Source organism: Kribbella sp. (assembly GCF_035655035.1).
Lineage (GTDB): Bacteria > Actinomycetota > Actinomycetes > Propionibacteriales > Kribbellaceae > Kribbella.
Map to the genome: position 1 here is coordinate 1 of NZ_DASRVN010000391.1, position 13441 is coordinate 13441.

The 13441-nt window shown below is 69.3% G+C and carries 11 protein-coding genes; 6 read left to right on the top strand and 5 right to left on the bottom strand.

Going from position 1 to position 13441, the window contains the following annotated elements; all coding sequences use genetic code 11:
• The coding region (locus VFF46_RS21745) for an alpha/beta fold hydrolase (protein ID WP_325039016.1) at nucleotides 1-589 on the bottom strand (589 nt) is incomplete at its 3' end.
• Nucleotides 586-2250, bottom strand: coding sequence for a hypothetical protein (locus VFF46_RS21750; protein WP_325039017.1), 1665 nt, complete (start codon nucleotides 2248-2250; stop codon nucleotides 586-588). The genes VFF46_RS21745 and VFF46_RS21750, both read right to left, overlap by 4 nt.
• 100 nt (nucleotides 2251-2350) lie before the next feature.
• Here VFF46_RS21750 and VFF46_RS21755 point away from each other — a divergent pair, with 100 nt between their 5' ends.
• Nucleotides 2351-3091 carry a MerR family transcriptional regulator gene (locus VFF46_RS21755; protein WP_325039018.1) on the top strand — a complete coding sequence of 247 codons (741 nt, stop codon included), beginning with the start codon at nucleotides 2351-2353 and terminating at the stop codon, nucleotides 3089-3091.
• 360 nt (nucleotides 3092-3451) lie between these two features.
• Here the strand turns inward: VFF46_RS21755 and VFF46_RS21760 are convergent, their stop codons facing one another.
• Complete coding sequence (locus VFF46_RS21760) at nucleotides 3452-4906, bottom strand: NAD(P)/FAD-dependent oxidoreductase (protein WP_325039019.1); 1455 nt, start codon at nucleotides 4904-4906, stop codon at nucleotides 3452-3454.
• Nucleotides 4907-4981: 75 nt separating this feature from the next.
• Between VFF46_RS21760 and VFF46_RS21765 the strand changes: the two genes are divergently transcribed.
• Both VFF46_RS21765 and VFF46_RS21770 read left to right on the top strand, forming a co-directional pair.
• Nucleotides 4982-5605, top strand: a complete 624-nt coding sequence (locus VFF46_RS21765; protein WP_325039020.1) for a TetR/AcrR family transcriptional regulator — start codon at nucleotides 4982-4984, stop codon at nucleotides 5603-5605.
• Entirely contained in the window at nucleotides 5605-6255 is a 651-nt protein-coding gene (locus tag VFF46_RS21770) for a GNAT family N-acetyltransferase (RefSeq protein WP_325039021.1), read from the top strand. Before VFF46_RS21765 ends, VFF46_RS21770 begins: the two co-directional genes overlap by 1 nt.
• A 1-nt stretch (nucleotide 6256) precedes the next feature.
• Here the strand turns inward: VFF46_RS21770 and VFF46_RS21775 are convergent, their stop codons facing one another.
• Nucleotides 6257-7288, bottom strand: a complete 1032-nt coding sequence (locus VFF46_RS21775; protein WP_325039022.1) for a LacI family DNA-binding transcriptional regulator — start codon at nucleotides 7286-7288, stop codon at nucleotides 6257-6259.
• Nucleotides 7289-7402: 114 nt separating this feature from the next.
• Here VFF46_RS21775 and VFF46_RS21780 point away from each other — a divergent pair, with 114 nt between their 5' ends.
• Entirely contained in the window at nucleotides 7403-8326 is a 924-nt protein-coding gene (locus VFF46_RS21780; RefSeq protein ID WP_325039023.1) for an acetylxylan esterase, read from the top strand.
• 44 nt (nucleotides 8327-8370) lie between these two features.
• On the opposite strand, the gene VFF46_RS21785 is transcribed toward VFF46_RS21780, so the two are convergent.
• Nucleotides 8371-10602 (bottom strand): chitobiase/beta-hexosaminidase C-terminal domain-containing protein, encoded by a 2232-nt coding sequence (locus VFF46_RS21785; protein WP_325039024.1) that lies wholly within the window; start codon nucleotides 10600-10602, stop codon nucleotides 8371-8373.
• Nucleotides 10603-10854: 252 nt separating this feature from the next.
• Here VFF46_RS21785 and VFF46_RS21790 point away from each other — a divergent pair, with 252 nt between their 5' ends.
• Both VFF46_RS21790 and VFF46_RS21795 read left to right on the top strand, forming a co-directional pair.
• Nucleotides 10855-12153: a hypothetical protein gene (locus tag VFF46_RS21790; RefSeq protein ID WP_325039025.1), complete on the top strand. Its 1299-nt coding sequence runs from the start codon at nucleotides 10855-10857 to the stop codon at nucleotides 12151-12153.
• A 109-nt stretch (nucleotides 12154-12262) separates the two neighbouring features.
• Nucleotides 12263-13441 (top strand): DUF222 domain-containing protein (locus VFF46_RS21795; protein WP_325039026.1); only part of this gene is annotated, 1179 nt, incomplete at its 3' end.

Genomic DNA, 13441 nt, shown 5'->3' on the forward strand with positions numbered 1-13441 from the left:
CCGCCTCGGCTCGGGCGGTCGCCTCGGCTCGGCGGGCTGCCTTCCGGTCGATCCTTCGGCCTACGGCGTTCAGCACCCGGGGCGCGATCTTCACGGCCGTGGGGTCGAAGCGGGCGGGGATGCCGAAGGCGCCTTCGGTCAGGTGGCCGGAGGTGGTACTGACCAGTGCGGCGGCGCGGATCCGCGGGCCGAACAACTCCGGATACCGGTCGGCCGCGGCCATCAAGGTCATGCCGCCCATCGAGTGCCCGGCGTACACGACCGGTCCGTCACCGACGACCTCGTCCAGCACCGCGACCAGGTCGTCGGCCAACTGGTCGAGCCGCATCGAACCAGCAGGCGCCGCGTCGGAACGCCCGTGCCCACGGTGGTCGTACGTGACGACGCGTACGGCGTCCTGCCCGATGATCTGCGGCAACCCCTCGACCTGGTTGTGCCACGAGCGGGTCGAGCACGTCCAGCCGTGCACCAGCAGCACGGTCACCGGCGCGTCGGCCGGACCGGTCACCTCGACGTTCAGACGCACTCCGTCAGCCAACGTCAACCAATAGCGCTGCGTGGCCCCGGAGCGCTCCAGCTGGATCGTCACACAATCTCCCGTTCCCGTTCGTCTTCGGCCGCCAGATGGGCCGCTCGCATCCGTCCGCCGCGGGCGGCGCGTCCGACCAGCCAGGCGATCCCGGCCACCTCGAGCAGCCCGACCACCGCGAGCAACGCGTATCCGGAGTTCCACATCCATCGTGGCACGTCGTTCCGCTCCTCACGCCGCAGTACCTGCTGCTCGTCGACGAACTGGACGGTCTGCCCGTTCGACACCTGGACGGCCGGTTTCGCGATCGCCGCGTCCTCCGGCGCGTACGCCCAGGCCGCGACCACGTCCCGCTGCCCGCGGTGCAGCCGCACCATCGACTTCCACTTCCCGTACAGGGGCAGCGCGTCCCGCGACCGGTAGGTGCTGTCGGCAACCTTCTCCATCGGGTGGTACACCAGCCTGCCGCCCTGCCAGGCGAGCGCCTCGAACCAGCGCGCCCCGTCGGCGGCCCCGGTGGGCGTGACCGAGATCGTGACGTACGCCGTCGGCTCGGCCCCCGTGGCCACCCGCTCCAACGACACCACCCCGGTCACGCCCGGATCCGCGGACCGCGGCACGCAGAAGAACACCGTCGCGGCCACCGCCACGAGTCCGGCGGCACCCAGTTGATGGGTACGCCGGACCGCGACCGCCCGGATGTGCTTGATCCCGATGGCGCGCGGCTCACCGGCCACCTCGGCGTACCGGGTCGCGAGCCAGGCCCCGACGAGACCCGCCCCGGCACCGGCGACCACGCCGTACCCGATCGCCGACGGCAGCATCGACGGCGGCCAGGCGATCGGCATCCAGACGTGGCTCCAGGCGTACTCCGCGACCACGCCGACGGTGCCGATCAGTACGCCGGCGACCGCGCCGAGCCGGAAGCGGTTCTTGTTGCCGAGGGCAAACGCCGTCACCTCGACCAGGACCGCCTCGACGATCAGCAGCGGGAAGTGCCCGACGATCTGCCCGAGCGGCCCGGCCACGGCGTACGCGATCCCGCCGCGGATCACCAGATACACGCCCAGGGCAACGAACGTCGACCCCGGCCCGCGCCGGGCGCGCAGGATCGTGAACGCCATCGCGGCACCGAACACGATCAGGATCGGCTGCAGGATCAGCGGGAACTGCGGTACGCCGTAGGTGAACTCGGTGCCGAACAGGTCCCACGCGATCAGCAGCGCCCCGACCGACACCATCTCCTGGAAGACCCGGCGCTTGTTCGGTCCGACGAGTTGTTCAACCTCGGCGAACGCGAGCAGGCGGGCGAAGATCGAGAACACCACGCCGCCGATCATCAGCAGGTGCGTCGGGCCCCACAGCGTGACGTCTTCACCGAACAGCCGGTGCCAGACGTCGTCGAGCGGGAACCCGACCAGCGCGAACGTGCCGCACACCGTGACCAGCGCGGCGCTGCACGGGATCCGCCAGCCCTTCGTGAGCCTGATGGTCCGGGCCGGCAGCGAGACCGCGTGCAGGTACGGCGTGAGCGCGGCCCATCGGGGGACTCCGTCCAGTCTCCCGATGGTGTCCGCGAGCCTCCCTACCAGGGTCCCGCGGCCGGTGCGTTCCCGCCACAGGAGTACGGCGAGTGCGACGTACAGGCACCCGACCACGCCGGCGACGACGGCGATCTGGCCGAAGGTCGCGGTACCGGTCGTCGCGAGCGGGACTGCCATCGGCGGACTCCTTCGGGACCGGCGGCTTCGACACCTGGGGCATGCGCCATAAGTCATGTTACATCCGCTATGTAACGTGAAGTCTGGAAGACTGTCAAGGGTGGAAGAGGAGCTCACTGTCGACCAGCTGGCCGCCAAGGTCGGGATGACGGTCCGGAACGTGCGCGCGTACGCCGGGCGCGGGCTGATCGCGCCGCCCCGGCTGGTCGGCCGGACCGGGTACTACGGCGCCGAACACGTGGCCCGCCTGACCCTGGTCCGGGAGCTGCTCGACAAGGGCTACACGCTGGCCGCGGTCGAGCGGATGATGGGCGAGCTGCCGGACGGGGAGCTCGCGCTCGGCGTGTTCGAGACGCTGGTGAACCCGTGGACCCCGTCCGAGCCCGAGGAGCTCGACGAGTACCAGCTCGCCGAGCGGGCCGGCGTACCGCACGACCCGGCGGTGATCACGCAGATCGTCGAGCTCGGGATCGCCGAGCGGCTGCCGGACGGCCGGCTGCGGATCACGAACCCGGACCTGCTCCGGACCGGCCTCGAGGTGATCAAGCTCGGCGTCCCGATGCAGGCGATCTTCGAGATGCTGCCGAAGCTGTTCGCGCAGGCCGACGCGGTCGCCAAGACGTACGTCGAACTGTTCCGCTCGACCGTCTGGCGGGACTTCACCAACGCGGGCATGCCGGCCGACGGCTGGCCCGACATCCAGCGCACCCTCGAAGGCATCATCCCGCTGGCCGGCCAGGCCCTGGTCGCCGCCTTCCGCGAAGCCATGGCCCGCGAGATCGAACAGGTCGCCTACGAAGAACTCGGCCTCAACCCGGACAACCTTCCCTCCACCGGCTAGCGGCGGTTTCCCCTGCCGCCGGTGCGGGCACCGGTCGATCCCCCGTTCCCCCCTTAGTGAAGGTCAGGGTTCGGATAGGTAGTTCTCCGCATGTGTGAACCGGTCCTCATGGGAGAGCGTGTAGCTATCAGAGACGGGCACCAGGCAGGAGGAATCGGATGCGCCAGATCCAGATCCGTCGGCGGCCGAGCACCAGGACGACCCGGCGCCAGGAACGGAACCAGACCCTCGACCTCCGGACCCCGTCCGGCCGCAAGCTTCCGTTCTGAGACGAGCCAACGCGGAAACGGAGCGAGGCCCGGCGAACCGCAGGGGGTTTGCCGGGCCTCGCTTATTGTTCGGCCGGGGGGTCGCGCGACGTCACCGAGCGAGCGTCTGATACTCCGAGGCGTCGAACCGCCGGGTCAGCTGCCGGAACCGGAACGTGAACGACGGCCAGAGCGTGGTGTTCCGGCCCTCGGCGTCGAGGTACCAGCTGCTGCAGCCGCCACGGGTCCAGACCGTGTTCCGCATCGACGAGCGGACCCCGTCGACGAACGCGCGCTGCACGTCCCGCCGCACCTCGACCTCCCGCAGCCCTTGCGCGTCCATGGTTCGCAGCGCGTCGACGATGTACGCGATCTGCGACTCGATCATGAACACCATCGAGCTGTGCCCGAGGCCGGTGTTCGGCCCGATCAGCATGAAGAAGTTCGGGAAGCCGTTGATCGCCGTACCGAGGTGGGCCTCCATGCCGTCGGCCCAGGCCTGCCGCAGCGAGACGCCGTCGCGGCCGTGCACCATGTCCATCACCGGCAGGTCGGTGACCTTGAAGCCGGTGCCGTAGATGATCGTGTCGACCTCGTGCTTCACGCCCTCGGTGGTGACGATGCCGGTCGGTGTCACCTCGGCGATCCCGTCGGTGACCACCTCGACGTTCGGCCGCGCGACCGCCGGGTAGTAGTCGTCGGAGATCAGCACGCGCTTGCAGCCGAGGGTGAAGTCGGGGGTGAGCGCGGCGCGCAGCAGCGGGTCGCGGACCTGGTGGGCGAGGTGCTTCTCGGCGACCTTCTGTGCCTGCTTCATGATCGCGGGCAGCTTCGCGAACCCGAGCACCATCGACTCGCGCCCCCAGTAGATCCCGGCCCGCATCGCTTTCTGCGCAAGAGGAAAGCGCCGGTAGATCGCCTTCTCGGCAGCGGAGATCTTCCGGTCCGGCCGCGGCATCACCCACGGCGGCGTCCGCTGGAACAGGTGCAGTTCCTCGACCTCCGGCTGGATCGCCGGCACGAACTGGATCGCCGACGCGCCGGTGCCGATCACCGCGACCTTGCGGCCGCTCAGGTTCAGGTCGTGGTTCCAGCGGGCGGAGTGGAAGACCTCGCCCTCGAAGTCCTCGATACCGGGCAGCTTCGGGTACGACGGCTCCGCGAGCGGGCCCATCCCGGAGAGCACGACGTCCGCGGTGAACGTGCCCTGGCTGGTCGTGACCTGCCACTTGCCGTCCACCCAGTCGGCGGACTCGACGGCGTGGCCGAACCGGATGTGCGGGCGGACGCCGAACGCGTCGGTGACCTTGCGCAGGTAGTCCTCGATCTCGGGCTGCGGCGAGAACGTCGACGACCAGTCCGGGTTCGGCGCGAACGAGAACGAGTACAGGTGCGAGGGTACGTCGCACCGGCAGCCCGGGTAGGTGTTGTCCCGCCAGGTGCCGCCGACGTCGTCCGCGCGCTCCAGGACGACGAAGTCGTCGTACCCGGCCTGCTTCAGCCGGACCGCCGTCCCGATCCCCGCGAACCCGGTGCCGATCACCACGATCCGGTGCTGCTCGCTCATTCCCGGCCTCCTTGGCTAGAACTTACTCCCAGTAAGTTACGTCGCAACTTACTCTGGGTCAGTTAGGATGTGCAAGTGACCTCGACCACTGCCGCACCCAAGCGCCGCCGCGACCGGGCCGCCCGCGAGCGGGAGATCCTCGAGGCCGCCGAGCGGATCTTCGGCGAGCGCGGGTACCAGGGCACCTCGATGGACGACGTCGCCGCCCAGGTCGGGGTGTCGAAACCGCTGATCTACCAGTACTACGGCTCCAAGGACGGCCTGTTCCTCGCCTGCCTGGCCCGGCTCCGCGGGCAGCTCCTGGACACCGTCGCCGACGCGGTGATGGCGGCCGCGAGCGCCGAGGACGCGCTGTACGCCGGGTTCCTGGCCTGGTTCCGGTTCCTCGACGAGCACCCGCAGGCGTGGTCGGTGCTGGTCGACGAGGGGATGCTGAGCGCCGGTCCGGCCGCCGAGGCCACGGACGAGGTGCGCGCGGCGTTCATCGAGCTGATCGCCACGATGGTCCGGATGAACGTACCGGCGGACCGCGCGGCCGACGACGACGAGATCCAGATCGTTGCCCAGAGCATCTCCGGCGCCACCGAGCGGCTGGCGATCTGGCGGACCCGGAGCGCGAACCCGCCGCCGCCCGAGAAGGTCGCCCGTACGCTCCAGGACCTGCTCTGGCAGGGCCTGCACACCTTCAAGACCAGCTGATGCGGATCGAGTCGTACGCCGAGTCCGCCGTACCCGAACGCCTCCGCCGCCAAGTCCACGCCCTCCAGGACGAGGCCTGGCCTCCGCCCGCCCCACCGCCCACTCCGCCGCCCACTCCGCCGGCCGCTGCGCCCGCCACTCCGCCGGCCGCTGCACCGGCCGGACCGGCCACCGGACCCCAGTCCGCAGGACCGGTGCACGATCCGGCGCTCCGGCCGCTCTCGATGCTCCTCGTCGACGACGGCGTGGTGGTCGCCGCACTCGACATCCTGCGCAAGGAACTGCAGCACGCCGGCAGCACCTTCCAGGCCGGCGGCCTCAGTACCGTCGTCACCCGCGCCGACCTTCGCGGCCGGGGCCACGGCCACCGCCTGGTCACGGCCGCCCGCGCCACGATGGCCGACCTGCACCTGGACCTCGGCATCTTCACCTGCGACCGGCCGCTCCTACCGTTCTACGAATCCACCGGCTGGCAACACCTCCCCGGCACCGTCCTGATCGGTGGCACCCCCAACGATCCGTTCCCCAGCGACCAACCGGGCTTCGACAAGGTCACGGTCGCCGCGTTCTTCACCCCACTCGCCCGACCGGCCGCTTTCCACGGGTCCCGGATCGCGCTCTACCCCGGCCAGATCGACAAGCTCTGGTAGCTCAGAGGATGTCGTACGGCTCGAGGGTCGGGCCGATGGTGGAGCGGCCTTCGATGAAGGTGGGCTGGACGTAGTGGATGCCGGGGGTGGTGGTGCCGTCGATGGCTTGCAGGAGGCGTTCGGCGGCGCGTTCGCCGACCGTGATGAGGTCGGGATCGAAGGTGCTGAGCGGGTGGTCGGGGCGCGTCACGCCGGCCAGCCGGTTGTCGTACCCGACGATCGCGATGTCGTCGGGGACCCGCACCCCGTGCCGGTGGAAGGTCGCGAACAGGCCGATCGCGATCTCGTCGTTGGCGGCGAAGATCGCGTCGACCGGCTGCCCGCCGGCCAGGATCCGCTCCCCCGCGTTCAGCCCCCAGCGCTGCAGGTAGCTGCCGTACAGCGGGCCGCCCATCGCGATCGGCATCCCGGCCGACCGCATCGCGTCGGTGAACCCCTCGACCCGCGCGTCGACGGCCGGGTCGTGGACGGCCGCGGTGACGTGCGCGATGTTCCGCCGCCCGAGCCCGATCAGGTACGCCGCGGCCGCCGCCCCGGCGCCGCGGTTGTCCGGCGCGACCACGTAGTCGGTCTCCGGTGTCGCGGACGAGGACGCGAACACCACCGGTACGGCGAAGTCCTCGGACAGCACCAGGCTGGCCCGGTTCGGGTCGTCGCCGACCACCAGCAGGCCGTCGATCCGGCGCGCCCGGAGCCGTTTCAGGTACTCACTCAGGACCCGCGGCGTCCCCTGCGCGTCGAGCGTGACGGTGGCGATGTTCTCCCGGCCGAGGTAGTTGGTCGCCCCCATGATCAGCGGCATGCTGAACCGGCCGAGCGCGGACTCGGCGAGGACGCCGACGATGAAGCTCTTGCCGGTGACGAACGACCGCGCCAGCATGTCCGGCTGGAACTGCAGCCGCTCGGCCGCCTCGATCACCCGGGCCCGGGTCTCCGCGGACACCCGGCCGACCCCGTTGAGCGCCCGCGACGCCGTGGTCAGCGAGACGCCCGCCACCCGCGCGACGTCGCTCATGCTGGCCCGCTTCGGCATCGTTCCTCCTGTCGGCGAGTTCCGGAATCCAGAGTGTAAACACTTGCGCATGGATGCCGCCTGACCGGGGAGAATGGGCCGCGAAAATACTTGCGCATACCGACTGGAGCAGCGATGCCGGACCTACCACCTCTGCCACCGCTCGGCCCCGGGGCCGTCGACGAGTTCACCCGGACGATCTACGGCCGGACGCCGCCCGGCGGCGAGCTCGCCGGGCTGGTCCTGCAGTCCCGCGAGGACGGCGTACTCGACGGCACCGCCGACCGCCTGCGGCACCGCGCCACCATCACGTGCCCGCTGGGCGACCTCGAGTTCGACACCCTCCTGCACCTGCCGACCAGCGGGAACGCGCGCGTCGTCGTGATCCTGAACTTCGACGGCAACGACCAGACCCTGACGGACTGGCCGTACGAGAAGATCATCCACGCCGGGTACGCCGTACTCACCGCTCAGTACGGCCAGATCGAGCCCGACGACCCGAACCCGCCGGCCCCCGGCGTCCGCGGGCTGTTCCCGTCGGAGTCCTGGGGCGCGGTCGCCGCCTGGGCGTGGGGGCTGTCCCGGCTGCTCGACATCGCCTCGACGATCGACAGGATCGACCCGGCCGGCGCGATGGTGATCGGCCACTCCCGGCTCGGCAAAGCCGCGCTCTGGGCGGGCGTCCAGGACGAGCGGTTCGCGCTGACGGTGTCGAACGACTCCGGATGCTGCGGCGCCTCGCTGTTCCGGCATCCGGGCGGCGAGGACATCGAGGCGATCACGAGGCGGTTCCCACACTGGTTCGTCCCCTCGTTCGCGCAGTACGCCGGGAAGGAGGACGAGCTGCCCGTGGATCAGCATCAGTTGCTCGCGAGCATCGCGCCGCGGCGTGTATACGTATGCAGCGCGGAGGACGACGCCTGGGCCGATCCGGTCGGCGAGTACCTGGCCGTCGAGGCGGCGCGGCCGGCGTTCGGCGCGGACGGGATCGGGTACCACCTCCGCCCCGGCGGGCACGCGCTGCTCGAAGAGGATTGGATGCAGGCACTGGCCTTCTGACGTACGGACCGCCCTCCGCGTGGGAGGGCGGTCCGCTGCGCGGGTCAGTTCTGCTGCAGGGACAGGTAGAACACGTCCTCGTTCTCGGTCTGGTTGAGCGCCTTCACGGTCGCGTCCGGGTCGATGATCGGTACCTCGACCTGGACCTGGTTCTGGCCGATGCTCTTCCACTGCAGCGGCGTACGGTTGCCGTAGAGGTCGACGCGCTCCAGCGACTTCACGTTGCGGACGTCCCGGAACGTCACGGTCATCGTCGGCTCGCCGAAGTTCAGGTGGATGGTGTCACCGGTGTTCGGGTCCTCGAAGATGTCGGCCTGGTTCTGCCGCTTCAGGTCGATCGCGAGGACGACGCGCTTGTCGTCCAGGCGGAAACCGTTCGCGGTGGACAGCATCTCGTTGAGCTCGGGCTTGAGTTCCGGCGTGGTCGCGAAGTTGTCGTACGTCTCCGCCTTGGTGCCGCGGAGCAGGTTCGCCAGCGTGGTGAGCGTCCTGCCCTTCGGGCTCAGGTTGCTGCCGGTGCGCAGGGTCCGGTTGTACCCGAAGGCGTTCGGGTCGTCCGGCGCCCACTCGGCGAAGTACAGCAGCTTGAACCGGTCGAGGTTGTTGCCGCCCTTGCTGAGCGCCCAATGGAATGCTCGCGGGTAGACGTCGGCGACGAACTTGTCCTCGGTGGTGAAGCCGAGCTCGGTCTGCCAGACGGCCGGGTCCTTCACGCCGCGCTGCTGCGCCGCCGCGTAGATCGTCTGCATGGTGCCGAGCGGCATGTAGTGCATGTCGAACACGTCGATGCCCTGCCACGCGTGGTATTTGTCCAGCAAGGCGATGTACTCGCTCAGCGGGGCGCCGCAGATCCAGCCGCCGTACACGGCCTTGACGCCGTTGTCGTGCAGGACCTGGACGGCCGGCAGGTGGATGTCGGTCATGTACTGGTCCATGCCGCCCTCCCAGAACCCGGAGCCGGGGTACGCCTCGTTCCAGATCTGGAAGTACGTGATGCCGAGCGGCTTCAGGGTGTCGACGGCGAGCTTGACGAAGTTCTTCCAGTCGTCCGGGTTCTGCGGCGGCGTACGGCCGATGCTGGTCTGCACGTCCTTCGAGGACAGCACCTTGCCGTTCTGCTTGACGGTGAGGTGCCGCGTGAACTGGCCGTTGTTCTCGGACGTGACCGGGCCGTACTCGTAGTTCTTGCCGTGGAAGTCGTACGAGTAGCCGGTACGGTTCGCGGCCCAGCCGGCGGTGTACGCCAGTACCGGAAGGATCGTGATGCCGTGGGCCTTCGCGAGGGTGAACTGGCGGACGTACTCCGCGATCGCGGCCTTGTCGACCTGTCCCTTCGCCGGCTCGACCGAGCCCCAGTCGAAGTCCATCCGGTCCCACTGCATGCCGGCGACCAGACCGGTCTGGCTGCCCTGGTTCTCGCCCGCGAACGCGCGGAACGGTTCGTTCAGCACGAACGGCAGGTCGGCAACGACGCTCGGCGCATCGCCGGTGGCGCCGGCGACGGCCTTGACGTCGGTGTCGGCGGTGATCGCGATCGGACCGCGGTACGGCTGCGCGGTCGCCGAGCTGGTCGGGTCACTGCCGTCGGTGGTGTAGGTGATGCAGGCGTTCGGGGTCGAGCTGTTCAACTGCACGGTGGTGCCCTTGGTGACCGCGCCGGGGCCGGGCGTCGCGGTGACGGGAGCCGTCTCCGGGGCCAGCTCGGTGGTGATCGTGGCCTTCAGCTTCCCGGGCACCCACCAGGTGCTGACCTGGTCGCTGACGAACAGGATGTCGTCGCCCTTCGCCGCGACCAGGTTCAGGTCGAACGAGGCGGCCGTGCCTGAATACGTATACAACTCGGTGAACGGGCCGGTGACGGCGGCCGGGTTGCCGTCGTGCGCGAGCAGCACCCGGAAACGGCCGCCCGGGGAGCTGAACGAACCGCGGATGTGCACGGTCTTGCCGTCGGCCTGGTCGGCGACCGTGTAGGTCTCGGAGATCGACCGGTAGTCGGTGCCGATCGAACCGTCGGCCTTCACGAACCAGGCGTGTTCCGGCTTCTTCACGTCGGCGGCCCACTCGTCGGCCGCGAACGCGCCGGAGCCGCCCTTGTTCAGCAGGCTGGTCGCGTTGCCGTCGATCGACTGGTACGACCAGCGGCCGGGCGCGACCACGTTCGTGTCCAGCCGGTAGTCGGCGACGTTGTCGGTGGTCGGGTTGGCCGCCGCCGGCGTACAGCCGGTCGGCGGCGCGGCCTCCGCCGGAGCTTGAGGAACGCGCGAAAACGCTTGCACGGATGGCGGGGTAGCGATTGCGCAGAGCAGCACGAGGCCGAGCCCTGCCGAGAGCGGTCGAATCTTCACGAGGACTCCGTCGTTCGAGGATGATTCACGCGTGAAAGGGTGATGATCGGGGACGGTAGAGCCGCCGAGACAACCTTGTCAACGGGATAGGCCCGAGCTCTTGACGCCCCGGCGCCGGCGGCGCAACCTGAGTGCGCACACGATTGCGCAATCTGCCTCGCCCGCACCCCGAGGAGTTCTCGCATGACCCATCCCGCAGCCCTGTCCCGTCGCACCCTGCTCGGCGCCGCCGGAGCCACCGCCCTCGCCCTCGCGACCGGCGTACCGGCGACCGCCGCGCCGCTCGGCGACTCCCCCAACGCCTCGCCCGACGGCACGACGATCCCGTCGGCCACCTCGATCACCGACAACGGCGGCGCCGTCTGGACCGTCTCCGGCGGCGTCATCTACCGCGACGGCGGCACCGTCGGAAACACGTACAACGTCTCGGTTCTGCTGTGGTACGGCGGCCGCGTCTACCACTGCGGCACCGGCGGCCAGTGGTACGTCGAACTGAACGACGTCTGGCTGAAGGTCACCGACCCACGCATCCCGCTGTCCGCCCCGGCCGGGCTGATGTACGGCGTGAACGGGCACCACGACACGGCCCTGTCACCGGCCACCATCGCGGCCCGGATGTCCGATCTCGGAGCCACCGTCTTCCGGGTGAACACCGGCAGCAGCTCCGACACGATCGGCGCGGTCGCGAACATCGCGAACTACCTGAACGGCGCGGGCAAGACGACGTTCCCGGTGATCGACGCGGGCCTCCGCGACGGCAGCGGGAACCTTGCGTACGGCAACGAGTCCGAGGCGTACTACGCGGCCCGCGCGATCGGCACGCAGGTGGCTCAGGCCTGCGCGCCGTACGGCGTCACGATGTACGAATGCGGCAACGAACTGACCCGCGACCCGTACATCATCCTGCCCGACCACAAGGCCGACGCGGGCACGAAGGCGATCGACTTCAACAACGCCAACTGGCCGATCATGCGCGGCTTCATGAAAGGCCTCATCGACGGCGTGAAGACCGCCCAGCCGGGCGCGCTGTGCGGCATCAACTTCTGCAACTCCGACATCGCGGCCGCGGACGCCCTCTGGGACGGCATGCAACCGGACGGCACCGGCGGCTACCCCCAGATCCGCTGGGACCTGACCACCTGGCACAACTACGAAGGCGACGGCGACATCTTCCACATCGGCACCGACGGCGCCGGACCGTCGTTCAACCTGCCCGTGTACGTCAAGGCCCGCTACGGCAAGCCGTTCCTCCTGACCGAATGGAACTCAGACCCCAACCAGGGCACCACCCACCGAGCGTCGTACATCCAAAGCCAACTGGCCGAATTCCAGCCGGCCCGCACCACCGAGGCCTTCCTCTCCTCCATGTTCTACGAACTCGACGGCGGCACTCAATGGGGCCTCACCGAATCCGACGGCACCCCTCTGAACCCGCCATACACCGCCTACCAAAGCTTCGTCTCATCCCACCCCGACGTCTAAGCAACCGCTAGCCCCCTGGGCCGACCAAAATCTGTGGAGAACTTAATCCTCTTGAAAACAAGGGGATCCGCGTTGAAAACTGTCGGAGGCGGTAGCTAGAGTTATCGGCATGGATCCTCTCGGCGGACGCTCGGTGGTTGCGCTAGGCAACCACGAAGTGCTGCCTGCGCTCGACGCGCTGGACGCCGAGATCATCCACCTCCAGAGCCTCCGCCTGCAGCTCATCGCCCGCAGCGAAACCGACGGCCTCGCCCAAGAACTCGGCGCCCGCGACACCATCGAACTCCTCACCCTGCGCCACCGCCGAGACCGCCCCGAAGCCTGGCGCGACGTGCGTTTGGCCCGCGCGCTGTCCAAGTACGCAACGGTCGCCGCCGCCCTCACCAACGGCATCCACACCGACACCGACACCGGCCCCGCCGTACGCCCGATGCAGACCGGCCACGCGGCCGCGATCGTGACCGAACTCGAACGCATTCGCACCCGAGTCCCCGTCGACGACCTCGACGTCGCCGAGACCCAATTGGTCCGGCTCGCCGCCCACCTGACTCCCAGCGAGCTCCGCACCGCCGCCAAACAGGTCTGCAACCTGCTGGACTCCGACGGCCCCGAACCCGAAGAACAGAAGGCCTACGCCCGTGAGTCGCTGACGTTGAGCGCGGCCGAGAACGGCGTCAAGTTCAGGGGCTACCTGGCCAACGAGAACGCCGAGCTGTTGCGCGCGATCATCCACGCCGGCGCCCGCCCCCGCAAAACCCTCGACGGCGAACACGACCCCCGCCCCCGCGACAAACGCCAGGCCGATGCCCTGACAACTGTGCTGACGGTCGCCGCGAACGCCTGGGACACCGACACCGCCGGTCATGGCGCGAAAGCCAACATCACCGTCACGATCGACCTCGACGACCTCAAGTCCGCGACCGCGAACGCGACCGGCCAAACCGTCTACAGCGACGACCTCTCCGCGGCGACCATCCGCCGCCTGGCCTGCGACGCGAACGTGATCCCCCTCGTCCTGGGCTCGAACTCCGAACCGCTGGACGTCGGGCGCCGCGAACGCCTCGTCACCCGGTCGATCCGCCACGCCCTCGTCGCCCGTGACCGAGGCTGTGTGGTGTGTTCCGCCCCGCCGGTGATGTGCGACGTGGGCCTACCCGGATTTCACGGACACCCGTCACAGTGGTTTGAGGGCCACGGAAAGGTGTCTCGATGGTGCCGTTTTCGCAGGAGTTCAAGGATCAGATCGTCGAACTGCACCGCAAGGGCGGTCGTACGTTCATCGACCTGG